Origin of the sequence: Nostoc sphaeroides, assembly GCF_003443655.1 — a bacterium.
Taxonomy (GTDB): domain Bacteria; phylum Cyanobacteriota; class Cyanobacteriia; order Cyanobacteriales; family Nostocaceae; genus Nostoc; species Nostoc sphaeroides.
Window position 1 is genome coordinate 2,681,357 of record NZ_CP031941.1, and the last position, 17,367, is coordinate 2,698,723.

Consider the following 17,367-nt stretch of genomic DNA (forward strand, 5'->3'; position numbering starts at 1 on the left):
CTTAATTATCGTGCGATGGTCAATACACCATGCTGTAGGGGCACGGCGCAATGCTCATTAGTGTCAACTTAAGTTAAAATGCTTATCCCACAAGCGTTTTACCCCACCCCGCCAAAGCTACGCTTTGTCTCCCCTCCCCTTGGTAAGGGGAGGGGATTAAGGAAAGGGTTCCGAGGACTTAATTGGTAATTGAGTAGTCTTGATAAGCTGTTCCACAAATAAAATTGCATAATTAGGGCGGGCAAGATGCCCACCCGACAAGAGTTATATTCATTTTGAATATGCAAACTAGATGTGGTTTAGCTTATAACGTCATTGCCAGGGTTTCAGGTTAAGTTGACACGTATGAGCAATGCTGTGGCCTTACAAAAGATGTGGCTTTTAAACTGAGCCATATTTAGTATTTCTTGTCAATGCATAAGTCCTATAAGTCAAAACAAATAATGAAAAGAAAACACCAAAAATTGATTGTATCACCCAAACTGGTATTCTCCCTTAGTTTTTTTCAAAAGTAAAATCGGATTGCTATAGCAGAGATAAAAGTTAAATTTAAGTTTTTTGTGTTGCTCACGACATCTAAAAAATAATGAGTATGTTATCTTACTTATCGACATCATTAATGCTCTCATTTTCAGCAATTAACTTAAGTGTAAATACACTCATTGTGGTATAAACAGCCAGAGGATTTGTAAATTCTTTCTGACCAAGATATACCAGAATTTCTGGTGATTTTTCACTAAATAGCTAGTTGAAATCAACGAATTTATAGTACCTGATATCACACTAATTTGTGATATCAGGTACTACAAAATCCGTTAGACCAAGCCATTCTAGCTGTTTTCAATTGTATGGAATACATATCTGTTGAGGAGTGCAAAGTCTTGCGCCTCATAGCGGATTGCACCCATACGAGAATCGCTATCCCCATTCTGAGGGAGATCCATAAAAATAAATCTCCAGCCTTATTAAAACGAATAAGCGACTACGCCCACAGTGAAATCACCTTCGGCAAAGCAGTCTTAAAAATTAGGCTGGAGATTTATTTCGGGTTCGTGTCTGAGCAAACTTTTGTAGGAGTTAAGTGAACAAGATGAAACTGTACAAACAACGTCAAAGCAAAAATAGCGTATTGATTTTAACTTCTCTGGCTGTGTTGGCGTCTCCAATGGTATTGCCCTTGCAACAAGCCTCTGCACAAACATTAACAACCGTTGTAAATTTCAACGGTACTAATGGAGCAGCCCCAAGAGCAGGTGTGCTTCCAGGGAAGGATGGCAATCTTTATGGAACCACTTCCGCAGGTGGTTCGCAAAATCAAGGAACAGCATTCAAATTAACTGGTTCTACTTTTAGTACTCTGACCACACTAGTTAACTTCACTGGAACCAATGGAACTAACCCAGTTGCTAGATTATTCCAGGCAAGTGATGACAATCTATATGGTGCAACCTTTACAGGTGGTACAAATAACCTCGGTACGTTGTTTAAGTTGGAAAAAACAACTTTTACAAACTTGACAACTCTTTTAAATTTCAATGGCACTAATGGAGCCAACCCAGCAGGTCGATTGATTTCAGATAGCGATGGCAAAAATTTGGTGGGTATAACTTCTGCTGGTGGGGTCAACGGCAGAGGGACTGTATTCAGGATTCCTCTGACTGGTGGTGTCCCTACTATCTTAGTTAACTTCAACGGTACTAATGGAGCAACTCCATTAGCAAGGTTGCAATTAGGTAGTGACGGAAACTACTATGGCAGCGCCTCAGCAGGTGGAGCAACTAATGATGGTGTGGTATACAAGTTAACTTCCGCAGGAGCAATAACTTCATATAACTTTAGTGGCGCTAATGGGCGAAATCCCCGGTCTGCATTAATTGAAGATGGTGGATTTCTTTATGGCACAAGTTTTCTGGGTGGAGCCAGTAATCGAGGAGCTATATTCAGGTTTCCGGTCGGTGGCGGTACACCAGTTTTAGTTGCCAGTTTTAATGGTAGCAATGGGGCCAACCCCACAGCTGCACTCACAAAAGGACGCGACGGTAACTTCTACGGTACGACTTCTACAGGTGGTGCAAATAATAAAGGAGGCATCTATCGGTTGACACCTGGAGGAACCCTCACTTTGTTGGTTAGTTTTAATGGCACGAATGGGGCAACGCCAGAGTCTACCCTAATTCAATTTAATGGTGCATTTTACGGTACTACCTCTGCTGAAGGCGCTTCTGGAGGAGGAACTGTGTTTAAATTTACACCATAGCCTCAAATACAATCTACCTGCCTAATAAATAGTAGAACGTAGATTAGAAAAATGTGGATTTTTCCATTTTCAGATATTTACGCTTACTGAACTATCTGAAAGTGGAAAAGACATTCGTAGATAACCAAATTGCTTGATGATGGAGCAAAACAATTAATCAGATTGTTTTACTGTCGCGCAAATAAGATTGCACAACTAGGGCGGGCTTTTCGGCCCACCCCACAAGAGATTCATTTTTTTGAGGATGCAAATTAAAAGATTTTTAGCTTACTGAGAAATTATCAAAGCTACAATCTGATTTTTGTGCTTCAACAATAGACATCTCCAGAAATTAAATATGTGTTATTTAGAACTTTTGTAGAGACGTAGCAATGCTACGTCTCTACGTGTTTCCACCGTTAATTGTTCAGGTGAACGGCTACTCCTCCCAAGCGAGAGTGCGTTTCACTGCCTTTTGCCAAGTAGCAAAGTTGGATAATGGGGCATCGCTCCCCGGCTCAAACACCCGTTCAATTTGTCGTTGTTCCACCAGTGCTTCATAGCTCTCCCAAAATCCTACAGCTAAACCTGCTGCAAATGCTGCACCCTGAACGGTCGTATCGCGCATTACCGGACGTTCAACTGGAATACCTAATATATCAGCTTGGAACTGCATCAGAAAATTATTCTCGCAAGCACCACCATCTACCGTTAATCGCCCAACTGGAGTACTGCTAGATGCATTAATCGCCTGTACTACTTCTAGAACTTGATAAGCGATCGCTTCCAATACGGCGCGAACTAGATGCTCTGGTTGTACACTGGCGGTAATGCCGAAAAAGGCTCCCCTCGCGCTCATATCCCAGTAAGGTGCGCCTAGCCCACTAAATGCAGGCACAAAGTAAACTCCGCCATTATCTGCTACCTGATTTGCCATCGCTTCACTTTCAGCAGCAGTTTTAATCAGCTTCAGGCGATCGCGTAACCATTGAATACAAGCTCCACTAGTAAACATACTACCTTCTAAGGCATAGCCTACATCTAAAATTCCCTTCGGATTTGCTTGTGTCCATGCCACTGTGGAAATAAGTTGATGGTGCGATCGCACAATTTGATCACCTGTATGAGCGACTAAAAAACTACCAGTCCCGTAAGTACATTTCATTAAACCGGGGCGATCGCAGCCATGACCAAATAGAGCAGCTTGTTGATCCCCCAAAATGGCAGTAATGGGAATTTCAGCGCCCAACAAAGTAGCATCAGTAACTCCAAATACTCCTAAACTCGGCTGAATCTGGGGCAAAATATGCGCCGGAATCTGAAATAGCTCCAGTAAATTCTCATCCCACTCACAAGTTTTGAGATTCATCAACATTGTCCGGCTGGCGTTGCTGTGATCAGTAGCATGGACTTTCCCACCTGTCAGGTTCCACAGCACCCAGGTATCAATAGTACCTGCTAAGACATTGTTCAGGTCAACATCTGTAAACTTGTCTAATAGCCACCTGAGCTTAGTAGCAGAAAAGTAGGCATCGATGATTAACCCGGTGCGATCGTAAATTTCGTTAGCGTAGCCTTGCTGTTGCAATTGGTGGCAAAGGGGAGCAGTGCGGCGATCTTGCCAGACAATCGCTTTATGGAGTGGTTTACCAGTAGTTTTGTCCCAAATCAAACAGGTTTCGCGCTGTACAGTCAGTCCCAAGGCTGCGATCGTAGATGGAGCAATCTGGGCATTGCCAATTGCGGTTTCCATCACCCAACACGTATCCTGCCAAATTTGTTGAGGGTCATGTTCTAACCATCCGGGCTGAGGATAATACTGAGTTAGTTCTTTGTATGCCTGCCCAAGAATCTTGCCGTCTGCGTTAAATACAAAGGCGCGGTTGCCTGTTGTACCTAAGTCCAGTGCTAAGATGTAGCCCAATGATGGAGTTGTGTTGCCAAGTGTATGCATAGCTGCTTTGACATGCTGTGTAGGCGATTTTAGCAATACACGTCAAATTAGATATACATTATTTTGGGTACATTTTAAATTCCCTGTTGACATAGCGTTGCGCTTACCTTGCTGTGTCCGCCTCAAATCCCAGATCCTTCACAACGTTGCAGGACGCTGTGCATTTTAATTATGTGTAAGTAAATCGACACAAAAAATCATGATATAAATGCTGCGATCGAGGGAATATTACACACAACTTTATACTAGTTTTAGTATTAATTTCTGTGACAACGTACAAAGTGTCACTTTCTTCAAATTTGATTATGATACTAAAGTTTTATACTTCGCATATCAAAAGTAATAGTAAAATTTCAAACCATCGCTGACAATTCAGGTTATGTGGAAAAGTCCACCAAAAACCTAACCCCCTTCCCGTGGCGGGAAGGGGGAAAATTCAAAGTCTTTCTCCTTTTAGGAGAGAGGTTTTCCAGATGACCTGAATTGTCAGAAACTATCAAAATACAACAAAACTTTAGCATGTTCAAACTTAACCTAAATCGAAATGCACTACTAGCTCTGTTATTGCTTGTGCCAGTTCCGAGCATTGGTGTTGCAACTCAACTGTATATGCTCCCCGGCTTGAAAGGACATTTAGTAGCTTTATTATCTAAAATTTGGATGTTGGTACTACCCATTATTTGGTTGTTATTTATCGATAAAGAGAATTTAAAAGCCGAATATCCTAAAAGACGCGATTTGTTAGCTGGAGTCGGATTAGGGCTACTGATGCTATGCATCATGTTGATTGTTTATTGGCTACTGGGCGCAAAGTGGATAGATGTTGAATATGTTCGTGATAGAGCAACGCAAGTTGGATTGGACAGTTTTGTAGTTTACTTAGTAGGTTCAGCGTACTGGATATTTGTCAATTCTTTACTTGAGGAATTTGTCTGGCGTCGGTTTGTCTATCGCCAATGTGAAATATTGGTATCGAGTCCTTTAGCTGTAATACTATCTGCACTGTTTTTTACAATCCATCACATTGTTGGTTTGGCAGCTTACTTTGACTGGCGTGCGACAACATTATGCTCATTGGGCGTGTTTTTAGCAGGAGCGATTTGGTCATGGTGCTACTTAAATTATTGCTCAATCTGGCCTGGATACATCAGCCATATTTTTGCAGATATAGCAATTTTCCTAATTGGCTGGCAACTTATTTTTGCTTAACAAAGATGTCGCGTCACTTACTTAGAGAAGCAACGCGATCGCTCCAAATTTCAAACTCAAAATTAAAAATTATAAGTCAATACAGTTCAGATAAGACCAAAACACTTGTAGAGACGGCGATTTATCGCGTCTTAAAACCCACGATTTAGTAGAAATAGCGCTTAACTGAACCGTATTGAATTATAAGTCATCAATCTACAAGAAAGTAATTAATTAATTAAACCCTCTCAAAATCATGTGTTTTTTTAAGTCAAAACTGATTAAACCTTCTTCTTGTAATTTGCCGATCAATCGTGTAATTGTAACCCTGGTAGTGCAGCAAGCGCTAGCAATATCTTCGTGAGTAAAGCGAACACTTAGGCGACTTCCCTCCGGCACAGTTTCACCAACTTCCTGTTTTAAAAGTTGTAATAAATGGTGTAAGCGCTCTTGTACCCGTCGTCTTCCACAAATCACTAAAAAAGATTCTGTTTGGCGTAAGCGCTGATTAATTTTTGGTAAAAGGATATGGCTCAGGTTGGGGGAAGCTGCTATCTCTGCTGCGTAAATTGACACCAACTCAACATCAGAGAGGGCTGTTGCTTGGTAAATGTTTAGAGATGTCAAACTAGAGCCAAAAACCATTTCTGGTGTTGCCAATCCTATTAAAACTTCTTCACCCGTTTCACAGTAAGTACTAAGTTTGACCAAACCCTGACAAACATACAAAATTACTAATGGGTTAAGGGGAATAGTTTCTCCTTTAGAATATTTTTGCACAGCGCGATCGTACAAGAGGTTGCTATCGTTTTTGACAACTGTTGATTCTGCTCCTTTCCGTTCAGAAATATTACGTAACACCCAGCGTAAAGAGGTTGCCTTACCCTGCGCATTCCGGGCAACTGCCACTGTCAAAGCTGCATCAAATAACTCGCCATGATGTTGTTGCAAGCGTATCAATAGCTCTTTAACTCTGTCTGATTGAGATAGTTCGATAAGTTCGTTACGGAGATGCTGACGTTCTTCTAGAGGGACGAAGTTAATCATTGGTTTGCCCACCAAAAATTGCTTTGAAATATTGAGCAATTTAGCTGCGGTGAAGTTAGCTTCTTGAATGATTCCTTGTGTATTAGTCACTAAATAAGCGTCAGGCGCAAACTCGAATAATTCTTGATAGTGTTGGCGTTCTTTTTCTAAGCAATTCCGTGTTTGTAATAGTTCCTCATTTTGCTGATGGAGTTCCTCTGCTGCTAACTGCACTACCTTTGAGGTGTTATAGAGTTCCTTAAAAGCTTGCGGTAGCAGATCAGGTGAAATCCAAGGTAATACACTAGCAGTTTGATATAAATCTGCCAAACGATTGTGCAATGTTTCTGAGCGTTGGATAAATTTTTCTATGTTCACCTTAAATTCCCGCTACTTACTTGCAGAGTCGAAGCAAAAAATCTACTAGGTAAATTATTGGAAAAATTGCAGCATTCCATATTATAAATTCAACTAGTTCTGAACTGTAATTATTATTCAATAGAACCTATAACAGTAGGGAACTCCAAAAAATAAATTATTCCACATTCAAGTCGTTGACTGTTGACTGAAAACTCGTGAACCGTCAACGGTCAACAGTGAACAATAGCAATGGAATATTTTTTACTTGGAAGTCCCGTATGTCTATTCTAGGTTTTCAACAACTTATGTCTCATAGCACTACATGTGGTATAGTTTTGTAAATTACATGTATTGCATTTAACCTAAACGATCAAAGCAGATTGAATCTAGGGAATTAAAGAGTGTCCATTGATAACTTTTGCACTCAGATGTTTTTTTACAAAAAAGCTTACAGCATTTTGCTAAGGATTATTTCTACCTATAGTGGGAAGATTTGTTAAACTCAGCTAAATACAAATCCAAAATCCTCTGACCTCAGATTATGCTAATTTGTGATTAAAGTTATAAGCCAGTCACAATTATGGCTTGCAGAGAAATTAGATAAAACAACACAGTTAGAAAACTCTGGATCTCAACTTTAAGTTCCTATTCCAATACTGCGTAGGTTTTGGTGCATAGTCATTGAAGATCCCCCTTAGTCCCCCGATAAATTGGGGGAAAATAAGCTCCCCAATTTATCGGGGGTTGGGGGGATAGACTCAAAACCTACGCAGTATTGGTTCCTATTCTTGTTTAACCCACTTTCTCATTCTCCCAATGAATGATTTAGTGCTAATAATAATTGTTTCCATGATTACTCAGAATAACTGATAATCTTTTCCTCAACTTCCCTCACAAGCATCAAGCTACTACTACCAAAGATATATAGTCTAAGTTAAGTTTATTTGTGCTTATGAAGACATTTTTTTGAAGAAAAAGATTCCTGACTTCTTAGAAAAGTCGGAAATCTGAGCTTTTCGATTTTCACAAATCTATTAAGGAACTATCTGGCATAAGCAAGAGTAAGACTAATGGATATTAATAAGTTAAAAATATTTGTATAGGATATCACAGAAGAACTTAACAAGTATCCGCTTCTTTAGTTAGAGGATAAATCAACCAGTAAGCTGTTGTAATTTAAAAATGCGTAACAGCTTATTAACGCGCAAGTTATAAGGAGTGATAGGTGAGGTGTAAATACTATAAAATCTCATCTCATCACTTTTTTTTACTTACTTCAGTTTACAGCGCTGATCAAGTAATTGAATTACACGACTCCCAACTCACTACTTCCCGTCTCAGTCGTGATTTAAATAACTGAAAACTGCTGTAGTATTCTTCCTGAACGCATATACGTACTTTTATAAAAAAAACTTCATAAAAGTCAGCTTTTATGAAGACTTTATATATTGTTAGTTTTAGTTCATTAAATATGTGATTTATTAGCTGACTTACTGAAAATTGTATTTTTCAAAAACTTCAGTAAAATTTCTATTTCAATAATCAAAGAATACAACTAAATTATTAATAGTTGTGCTGGCTTAATTGATGAATAAATGTCAATTATTTCAGGTGTATCTATTTACCGGCTCTCTATAAGATCGATTCCGTAATTATAGAATAACCCCTCTCTAAAAGGAGAGTAAACTTTAGCTTTCCATTACCTTGTTGTAAAGGTAAATGAAGGGGTTAAGTTTTTGTGAGTGAATCGATGTACTAAGCTGCGTTCAAATCTAAAGCATAGCTACTAGTCAATTCATCTAAAAATCGCTGTAATTAGGTTTTCTTTAACGGCGGAGTGATTTCTCTTGGAAAATCACGGTTTTATTTCCAACTGAGAACAAATACAACTTTTTGAAGCTTTAAACATTTATTAACCGATTTGAGAAATCCCCATGCGACAATATATTTCTAATCTGCTAATACTGGTATTAGGAACAAGCTCGGCTTTCATCATTACTCCATCTCAAGCTGAAACTCCGGTAAAATCCAACAGCCAAAATACTGAGAATATTACTTCCATATCTTCAAATTCAGCTTCCGCTATCCAATTGAGTGATTTTGCCAATTCTACTAATAGTAAACCACCTATGCTCTCTGAGGCAGGCAATAACTCTTCTGGTGCTAATGCCAATATAACTGCAACTAAGCCGAAGCCACGGCTTCCTATATTCAGCAGAATTTTTCCCACACCTTCGATGCAGCAATAATCAGGGGCTAAATATTTAGTTTACTCATTTGGGCTGATAGAGATATTCATCAACACATAATATACAACGAAAACTGGTGAAAATACTAATTGTGAGAGAGATTCATTGTTCTCTGTTGTTGGGGTGGGACGAATATCATCTATAGCGCGTTTGTATGCAATATAAGGACTCACTCAAATGTTATTCCCCAACCCTTCTAGTGTTGGGGCTACTTTTGTTATGTCTATATTGGACTCAACTCAGAACCAGTACACATCTCCATAAATTAATTACGCGTTACCTGAAACCCTTGTAGAGACGTTGTATTGCAACGTCTCTACATTCATTTTCGGATACGTCTAGTATATATGAGGCATATCCTGATTTGCTTTATGCTTGCAGCTGACAGAGCAATAAACCAAACCATTGATTTGCATCTGTCCACACATGAAGAGGTAATAAACCCTGTGCGGTGAGTTGCTGCTTGATAATATTGAGGTCAAATTTGCGGGAAATTTCGGTGAGGATAGTCTCACCTAGTGCAAAATTAACCTTGAGGTTAAGAGCGCGTAATTCTACAATTTGCGATCGCAGGCTGCGTAAATGCATTTCTATTTGATGCTCACTTTCATTGTAAAATGCCCAGTGTTCAAACTGGGTGGTGTCAAAATTCCCTTCAAACCGTTGATTTAAATGCTCCAGCATATTGAGGTTAAATGCTGCCGTCACTCCTTGGCTGTCGTTATAAGCTGGTTCTAAAATCTGTTTCGGCTTTCGTAAATCTATCCCCAACAAGAAATACTCACCTACTTGTAGGGCTTCTGTAATTTGAGAGAAGAATACATCACACTCATTAGGTGTAATATTACCTAAGCTGCTACCAATAAAACAAATCATCCTGCTGGATAATTGTGTCGGTAGGAGTTTTGCAAGGGCTAATTCATAGGTTCCCGCTAAAGCATAAACTTGCAGTAAAGGATAATCTTTTAATAACTGCTTGGCGCTACTTTCCAAGATACCTGTAGACACATCAATTGGTAAGTAGTACAGGGGATAGTCTAGCTGCTGGTAGGCATCTAGTAAAATGCGGGTTTTGGTAGAACTGCCACTGCCAAGTTCTACTAATTCACAAGCGCCAGTTATCTTGGCAATTTCGCCAGCATACTGCTGTAAAATCATTGTTTCTGTGCGTGTGAGATAATATTCTGGTAAATCACAGATTTGCTCAAATAGCTCAGAACCACGGTCATCATAAAAGTAACAGGGGGGTAGAGATTTAGATGTTTGAGTTAATCCCTTCACTACATCGCTCCCAGTACTAGGTGCAACTATTTGAGTTGCTCCTATCAAACGCTGCATCTGCAAGCGTTTTTCAACGGTGTTTTGAAAAGTAACGTTCCTGTTTACAGCTTTAGATATCGACATTAAGCCTCCGTATGCTTGGCGTAATAGATTACCTATGATGGCAAATCTTTACTCTAATTAGTGAAACACATAGCCATAGCTAATAAAATCATGCTTGAGCTATATAGCTTAAGCGTTAAAGGTATTTTTAGGAATTTACCGATTCAAATGACAATAAGGCCCAGTGCCAGCCAACGGGGTTAAAGTCAAGATGAGACTGACTACAGAATGTGGCTTCGTCCATATCCTGAAATAGTGCAAAAGTTTTTGAGCGACATTCAAAGAAGGTTTGAAAAATAGACTCTTTCAGACTAAATTTGCTCAATTTTGATCTCACAGTCTGCTTCTACAGTAATGATGCTATTTTCTGGAAAAGCAATCCAATTACCTATAAATAAAGGTTCCGACGCAATAATTACAGATTTTGAAAAAGTTGGATCATCTCGAATCCAGTAAAGAGATGGAGCCGGGGAAGTGGTAGCAAAGCGAGAAGCTATCAGGCGATGTCCGTCACTAAATATTACATTGATTGACGCTTCTACTTGATAGCGCTTTGCCATCTCTAATAGTGTTAATAATGTAGTACGTAAAGCATACTCTGGAGATCGATGTTTGTTAATTTTACTTTGTGAAAGTAACAATGCAAAAATGTGTTCGGAGTCAGTACTTCCATTAATTTTTTCGTAAAAATCCTGAGTTAAAGTGCTGCGAATTTTTCTGTGTAATGTTTTGCGAAAATTTTCGATTTGTCCATCGTGAATAAATAGCTGTTGTTGATGGTTAAAGGGCTGACAATTAATAAAATTTACGGCTTGTTCGGATGTACCACTACCAACATAAGCAAGTATACACTTTGATTCAACGTAACGACTGAGACTGGGTAAGTTTATGTCATTCCAAATAGGTAGGGTATTTTTGTATGTAAAGGGTTCGATATCTTTGTGGCTATGATACCAACCCACACCAAAGCCATCTGCATTTACTACCCCAGAGGTCATTTCGCGGGGTTGATAGCTCTGGAGTATCAGTGAGTGTTCTGGTTTATACAAAAGATGATCTAAAGAAACAGGCGAACCGAGGTAAGCAAGTAAACGACCCATGATGAATATTCCACCTTCTATTAACACAATTATTGGGCAACAGCCTTACCCGCTTTTATTCACCATCATCAGTGGTTCTCACTTATATGGTTTTCCGTCACCTGATTCTGATTATGACTTACGTGGTGTGCATATTTTACCAGTTAGAGAAGTGGTGGGCTTAGAGACTGGGAGTGAAACTATTGAAGTTTCAGAAGTTCGGGAATCTTTGGAAATTGATTTAGTTACTCATGATGTCAAAAAATTCTTTTTGATGCTACTTAAAAAGAATGGTTACGTATTAGAACAACTGTATTCACCTTTAATATTAACCACTTCACCCGAACATGAAGAATTAAAATTTATTGCTAAAAATTGCATTACCCGTCATCATAGTTACCACTATCTTGGTTTTGCTGCAACACAATGGAAACTTTTTAATCAAGAACAGACACATCGAATCAAGCCATTACTTTATGTTTATCGAGTTCTATTAACTGGGATTCATCTGATGCAAACAGGGATACTTGAAGTTAACTTAATTAAGCTGAATGAGGTTTTTAATTTACCATATATTCCTGATTTAATTGCCCAGAAGTTAGCAGGTACAGAAAAGTCTATTTTGTCAGATATTAATGTAGCTTTTCATCAAATAGAATATGAACATCTGCGTAATAATTTGCAGGAGGCATATCAATCTAGCCCATTACCTGAAGTACCTTCAGCGAATGCGGATTTGCATAATTTGTTGGTACGCCTGAGAATGAGGAGCTATGAATTACAAGTTAACAACTCATAATTCATAACTTTGTTTGTAGAAAAATATTCTTGTTACTTTACAACTTCAAATTCCAAGCGGCAAAAGCTAAAGTACCCCAAGCAGCAAGAAAAGCTGCGCCGCCTAATGGTGCGATCGCTCCTAAAGATTTAATACCGGTTAAGCTAAGGGCGTACAAGCTTCCTGAGAAAATAGCAATGCCAATGATAAACAGCCATCCACTGGCTACGAGAGTGGGTTGAGGGAATTCGGTGCGACTAATTAGTATTGCTACGAGAAAAAGTGCTAGAGCATGATACATTTGGTAACGAGCGCCAGTTTCAAAAATTTCTAGCGATCGCTCACTAATCTTTTCCCGTAAGGCATGGGAAGCAAAAGCACCAGCAGCAACTGACAAACCGCCTAAAATAGCAGCTACACTCAAAAAAATCTGCGTCATTAGACCTAGCCGTAAGTTAATTATTAGTCATTGGTCATTAGTCATTAGTCATTAGTTAATAACAAAGGACAAATGACAATTAGACATCAAAATGATATGATACGGCCCCTTCTTCGTTCACCTTAAAGTTTGCATTGAAGTCTTTAGCTTTTTCATCTAAATATTGCCTAGCATGGGCTGCGGGTAGTTGTGACTGCATTGCAAAGCCTAAAACAGTTATACGCCCATGATTTTCTTTTAGCATCTCATAAAAAATCGATTGCAGGCGATCGCTAACTTGTTGATTAAGCGCTTTTTTCTCCTGTCGGCTTTGACGGTATAATCCCAATGCTAACCATGCCCCTAGTGTTAGTGTAGGAATGCCAAAAATTAGACGTTCTACCGTAGTATCGTCAATTACAGGAGTATTTGTTGGTGAGAACTCAATCGAACCATCCCAAGCTAAGGGTAGCGTGATTGATTTTTCCGTAGTCGTTTTATTAAATACCTCTGCTGCTGATAGAGTTATAAACATAAATCCCATTGTCAGTAGCCAAGCTGCGGCCAATTTTTCAGCAGTTTTCATAGTTACACTTTAGATTTACACTTTGCTAGCGATTTTAACCTGACTTTCGCAAAGGTTCCAATATTTGAACCTCACACGACTCAAAGTCGCGTGATTCTTGCTTTAACGATCTTTGCTTAAATTGCTTCAGGTGTTACAAACTCTCTAATGTCTGTCAAGTATCTAGAGTATGCAGAGTATCAACAATCTAGTTCTCGTTTGATTCCATTTATTTGGTAAGATATTAGGTTAAATAATTCGTAATTCGTAATTCGTAATTAAGTTTTGTGACGAACGCGCTGCGTCTCTAAGAGTTGAGTGCTGTTGTGGGGACGGTTTCCGTCCACAAAACTTCGGGGGATTTAGACCCCGACCCAAAACTTGCAACAAACAGATTGTTGGGGTATTAAAATAATTCGTAATTCGTAATTCGTAATTCGTAATTACGTTTTATGACGGGGATTTAGACCCCGACACAAAACGTGCTGCCTGTAGAGACAGGGGACTTAAACCCCGAAAGTTCCTTAAACCCTATCGTTCATTCCGTGAAATCCAAAAAGACAGTTAAATCAGTGATAAATTTTGGCTTTATTAATTAAATATGGCTGTGCGATCGCTATCATAATTGTTCATGCTCCAAATCAGAGCGATCGCTGTACTAGAATACTTACCAGTGTTAAGCCTTGAGATTTTTAAATCGCAGCAAAGCTATAAGGGAACTCCAAAAAATAAATTATTCCACATTCAAGTCGTTGACTGTTGACTGTTGACTGAAAACTCGTGAACCGTCAACGGTCAACAGTGAACAATAGCAATGGAATATTTTTTTACTTGGAAGTCCCTAATATTTATCTTGCTGCGATTCTAAACTTACTTGCGTGTAGCTTCAAGTAGGCGGGAAAAATAGAAACGAGTCTTCGTCATCGCTTTTCGTTCCAATGAAAAGCCATTGCTTTCCAAGATTCTCACCACATCAGCCTCACGATGCAAATATGCACGAGTCGCTTTACTTGGCCCAGGAAAGAAACTGCCAATTTTTTTGAGTATACTTAGGGCGCAGGTCTTCGGTGCAAAACTGAGAATTATCCGCGACTGTGCTAAAGAACAGAGGTGAGAAATCATCTCATCCGCTTTTTCTTGGGGGTAGTGGATGAGAACATCCAAGCAAATAACGGTATGGTAACTACCACTCAACGATTCCAAATCTTGCACGGCAAAAGTCGGATTTTCGGCATTTGGCAAAGTTTGCTTGGCTCTATCCTTGCCTTCTTCCACCATTTTTTCAGAAATATCGGCGGCATAGACTTTCGCACCATCTACCGCTAGAGGGATGCTGAGACTACCGACACCACACCCAGCATCGCAGATTGATAGCTCTGGTAAATTGTTATCAGCCTTCAGCCAGCCGAGAACTGTATCCACAGTTTGCTGGTGTCCATTGCGGATGTCTAGTTGGACTTTGTTGACTTCGCCATCGCCGTAGATTCGCTTCCAACGGTCAAATCCGGTGGAATTGAAATACTCACGAACAATCGTTTTATCGTCGGCTACGTTCATAAACTTTGATTTTTAGGGGTTCCCAATGCTTAAAATTATCATTGATAGGAACCCATAAGAACGGTCTTCCAGATTTTTATAGATATGGCGCACAGAAGTCGGTTAGCACATCTTTGCGCCTCTAATCATTCAAAGGATAAACGGTATGAGCCATTTTTTACTATTTATTCATTCATTTTTTCGTTACTATAAATTCTATTCTTATTTCAACCTGTAGATGTAGACAACCCCTTCTTTAGGTGGTATCGTAATTGCGATCGCAACATTTATGCTGTTAAATATTTAATTTATTGTAACTAATAAAACTGAAATTATGAAAAATTTTAAGTAAAATTTCTTATAAAAGTAAATTTACTATTTAGGTTTAATTATTAAACATGGCACTAAACTCCCTAACAGACAGTCCTATTGTTGCATTTACAATTCTCCTAACAGTAATCTTTACTGTACCTCCTATATTTGAGCGATTACGGCTACCTGGATTAGTGGGGTTGTTGGTGGCAGGTATATTACTAGGGCAAAATGGACTAAAGTTATTAAACCCTGAGTCTGAAACTATCAATCTGCTCTCGGAGATCGGCAAGCTTTATTTGATGTTTGTAGCAGGGTTAGAAATTGACTTAGAGCAGTTTCGTAAAACTAGAAATCGCTCAATTGGGTTTGGCACTTTAACATTTTTAGTTCCAATGATTGCTGGCATTGCTACAGGAAGATTATTCAATTTTGGCTGGAATTCCTCCTTCCTAATTGGTTCTTTACTGGCCTCTCATACCCTCTTAGCATATCCAATTGTGAGTCGTTTGGGAGTGGTAGGCAATGAAGCTGTAACCGTCACGATTGGTGCCACAATTTTTACTGACACAGGTGCTTTGCTAGTATTAGCTATTTGTGTTGGAATTCATGGAGGACAATTCTCCGCCATGAGTTTAGCGATTTTATTAGGTGGATTAGCAATTTACACTGCTGTTGTCCTGTTTGGCTTTGACTGGGCAGGAAAAGAGTTTTTTCGCCGCTCTGGGGATGAACAAAGTAAGCAGTTTTTGTTTATCTTACTAGCATTATTTTTGGCATCTGTTGGAGCGCAGGTAATTGGAGTTGAAAAAATTGTTGGTGCTTTTTTAGCAGGTTTAGCTGTCAACGACGTTCTGGGACGTAGCCCAGTTAAAGAAAAAATCGAGTTTATTGGTAGTGTTTTATTTATCCCTTGTTTCTTTGTGGACATGGGATTATTGATTAATATTCCTGCATTTATCAAAACCCTCAGTTCAATTTGGCTGACTCTAGTAATTGTAGTGGCTTTGATTGGCAGCAAATTTATAGCGGCATTGTTAGCTAAATTATTGTATCGCTATAACACAGCAGAATTGCTAACGATGTGGTCATTGTCATTACCACAGGTAGCAGCCACACTAGCAGCAACGTTGGTTGCTTATCAAACTGTAAATCCTGCTGGTGAGCGCTTAATCAGTGAAGCTGTCTTAAACAGTGTGATTGTGCTTATGCTGGTGACAGCTATTTTGGGCCCTATAATAACAGCACGATTTGCTCCTTCACTACAGCTTTCTCAGACAGATTTTGAAACTGATAGTTTGACAACTTGGTGGCAAGGTAATGAAGATGAGCAAGTAGATAAAAACGAATATCCATTTACTGTAGTAGTGCCAATATACAACCCCCAAACCCAGCGCTATTTAATAGAAATGGCAGCGCTACTGGCTAGTCATGAATCTGGAAGAATTGTGCCATTAGCTATTACTAGAGCACATATTCAGATGGATGATCCACAATTAGTAACAGCACTCGACCAAAGCCGGGAAAGATTGAAATTAGCTAAAGAAATCAGTCAAGAATTTGATGTGGAAGTATTACCAGCAATTCGGATTGATGATGATGCAGCTTTGGGGATTAGCCGCACCAGTCGAGAACAAAATGCTAGTTTAATAGTGATGGGTTGGTCGCGGACAACAGGTTTGCGTGCCCGTTTATTTGGTAATGTAATTGATAGCGTTTTCTGGTCTTCTCACTGTCCAGTAGCAGTAACACGCCTCTTAAGTAGTCCCAAGACAATTCAAAGAATTCTTGTACCAGTTGGAGACTTAACGCGAGAAACTATAGGCGCTTTGAGATTTGCCCAGATTTTGGCTGATGTTAATCAAGCAGAAGTTGTGTTGTTACACGTATCTGCTCGCAAAACACCACCGAATCGGGTAGAAAACTTTGTATCTCAATTGTCTGATATTACTTCTAAAGGTCAGTTACAGGTGAATACGAATATCCAAACAATCAAGGGTGATGATGTTGCTAGAGTCATAATTCGGGAGGCTCAGGCATTTGATTTAGCGGTGTTACGTTCCGTTCGTTATCGCACAGCAGGTGGATTAGCCGTCAGCGAAGTGACAACGCAGTTACTTCGAGAATTGACCTGTTCAATTGTGTTGTTGGGAGAACCTCATTCGTGATGTAGGGAGTCAACGCCACTAAAAAGAGAAAAGACTGGCGATCGCTTTTAGGGAACTCCAAAAAATAAATTATTCCACATTCAAGTCGTTGACTGTTGACTGTTGACTGTTGACT

General features: G+C 39.3%; 12 protein-coding genes. 4 read left to right on the forward strand and 8 right to left on the reverse strand.

What is annotated here, in order from left to right; translation table 11 throughout:
• Positions 1–1,090: 1,090 nt before the first annotated feature.
• Positions 1,091–2,257 carry a choice-of-anchor tandem repeat GloVer-containing protein gene (locus tag D1367_RS11895; protein WP_118166641.1) on the forward strand — a complete coding sequence of 389 codons (1,167 nt, stop codon included), beginning with the start codon at positions 1,091–1,093 and terminating at the stop codon, positions 2,255–2,257.
• Positions 2,258–2,675: 418 nt separating this feature from the next.
• Here the strand turns inward: D1367_RS11895 and glpK are convergent, their stop codons facing one another.
• Positions 2,676–4,190, reverse strand: a complete 1,515-nt coding sequence (gene glpK / locus D1367_RS11900) for a glycerol kinase GlpK (RefSeq protein ID WP_118166642.1) — start codon at positions 4,188–4,190, stop codon at positions 2,676–2,678.
• A gap of 519 nt (positions 4,191–4,709) precedes the next feature.
• Here glpK and D1367_RS11905 point away from each other — a divergent pair.
• Entirely contained in the window at positions 4,710–5,399 is a 690-nt protein-coding gene (locus D1367_RS11905; protein ID WP_118166643.1) for a CPBP family intramembrane glutamic endopeptidase, read from the forward strand.
• A gap of 213 nt (positions 5,400–5,612) precedes the next feature.
• Here the strand turns inward: D1367_RS11905 and D1367_RS11910 are convergent, their stop codons facing one another.
• The 4 genes from D1367_RS11910 to egtC all read right to left on the reverse strand — a co-directional run bounded on the left by D1367_RS11910 (position 5,613) and on the right by egtC (position 11,496).
• Positions 5,613–6,782, reverse strand: a complete 1,170-nt coding sequence (locus tag D1367_RS11910) for a PAS domain S-box protein (protein WP_118166644.1) — start codon at positions 6,780–6,782, stop codon at positions 5,613–5,615.
• A gap of 1,987 nt (positions 6,783–8,769) precedes the next feature.
• Complete coding sequence (locus tag D1367_RS11915; protein ID WP_118166645.1) at positions 8,770–8,994, reverse strand: hypothetical protein; 225 nt, start codon at positions 8,992–8,994, stop codon at positions 8,770–8,772.
• A 388-nt stretch (positions 8,995–9,382) separates the two neighbouring features.
• Positions 9,383–10,417, reverse strand: coding sequence for an L-histidine N(alpha)-methyltransferase (gene egtD, locus D1367_RS11920; RefSeq protein ID WP_118166646.1), 1,035 nt, complete (start codon positions 10,415–10,417; stop codon positions 9,383–9,385).
• 290 nt (positions 10,418–10,707) lie between these two features.
• On the reverse strand, positions 10,708–11,496 hold the full coding sequence (gene egtC / locus D1367_RS11925) for an ergothioneine biosynthesis protein EgtC (protein WP_118166647.1): 789 nt from the start codon (positions 11,494–11,496) through the stop codon (positions 10,708–10,710).
• Here egtC and D1367_RS11930 point away from each other — a divergent pair.
• The gene (locus D1367_RS11930; RefSeq protein WP_220451034.1) at positions 11,495–12,274 is read left to right on the forward strand and encodes a nucleotidyltransferase domain-containing protein; all 780 of its coding nucleotides are present in this window, start codon (positions 11,495–11,497) and stop codon (positions 12,272–12,274) included. The two genes, egtC and D1367_RS11930, sit on opposite strands and share 2 nt — an antisense overlap.
• Before the next feature lie 37 nt (positions 12,275–12,311).
• On the opposite strand, the gene D1367_RS11935 is transcribed toward D1367_RS11930, so the two are convergent.
• The 3 genes from D1367_RS11935 to bchM all read right to left on the reverse strand — a co-directional run bounded on the left by D1367_RS11935 (position 12,312) and on the right by bchM (position 14,793).
• Positions 12,312–12,692, reverse strand: a complete 381-nt coding sequence (locus D1367_RS11935) for a DUF423 domain-containing protein (protein WP_118166648.1) — start codon at positions 12,690–12,692, stop codon at positions 12,312–12,314.
• 79 nt (positions 12,693–12,771) lie between these two features.
• On the reverse strand, positions 12,772–13,257 hold the full coding sequence (locus D1367_RS11940) for a hypothetical protein (RefSeq protein WP_118166649.1): 486 nt from the start codon (positions 13,255–13,257) through the stop codon (positions 12,772–12,774).
• An 849-nt stretch (positions 13,258–14,106) separates the two neighbouring features.
• Positions 14,107–14,793: a magnesium protoporphyrin IX methyltransferase gene (bchM, locus tag D1367_RS11945; protein WP_118166650.1), complete on the reverse strand. Its 687-nt coding sequence runs from the start codon at positions 14,791–14,793 to the stop codon at positions 14,107–14,109.
• Between the two features lie 377 nt (positions 14,794–15,170).
• On the opposite strand from bchM, the gene D1367_RS11950 reads away from it, so the two are divergent.
• Positions 15,171–17,252, forward strand: coding sequence for a cation:proton antiporter domain-containing protein (locus tag D1367_RS11950; protein ID WP_118166651.1), 2,082 nt, complete (start codon positions 15,171–15,173; stop codon positions 17,250–17,252).
• The last annotated feature ends 115 nt before the right edge of the window (positions 17,253–17,367 follow it).

Bases quoted from the DNA above. Each gene is read 5' to 3' on its own strand.
- bchM (WP_118166650.1), bottom strand. From the start codon at position 14,793: ATGAACGTAGCCGACGATAAAACGATTGTTCGTGAGTATTTCAATTCC.
- D1367_RS11950 (WP_118166651.1), top strand. From the start codon at position 15,171: ATGGCACTAAACTCCCTAACAGACAGTCCTATTGTTGCATTTACAATT.
- D1367_RS11930 (WP_220451034.1), top strand. From the start codon at position 11,495: ATGATGAATATTCCACCTTCTATTAACACAATTATTGGGCAACAGCCT.
- glpK (WP_118166642.1), bottom strand. From the start codon at position 4,190: ATGCATACACTTGGCAACACAACTCCATCATTGGGCTACATCTTAGCA.
- D1367_RS11905 (WP_118166643.1), top strand. From the start codon at position 4,710: ATGTTCAAACTTAACCTAAATCGAAATGCACTACTAGCTCTGTTATTG.
- D1367_RS11935 (WP_118166648.1), bottom strand. From the start codon at position 12,692: ATGACGCAGATTTTTTTGAGTGTAGCTGCTATTTTAGGCGGTTTGTCA.
- egtD (WP_118166646.1), bottom strand. From the start codon at position 10,417: ATGTCGATATCTAAAGCTGTAAACAGGAACGTTACTTTTCAAAACACC.
- egtC (WP_118166647.1), bottom strand. From the start codon at position 11,496: ATGGGTCGTTTACTTGCTTACCTCGGTTCGCCTGTTTCTTTAGATCAT.
- D1367_RS11895 (WP_118166641.1), top strand. From the start codon at position 1,091: ATGAAACTGTACAAACAACGTCAAAGCAAAAATAGCGTATTGATTTTA.
- D1367_RS11940 (WP_118166649.1), bottom strand. From the start codon at position 13,257: ATGAAAACTGCTGAAAAATTGGCCGCAGCTTGGCTACTGACAATGGGA.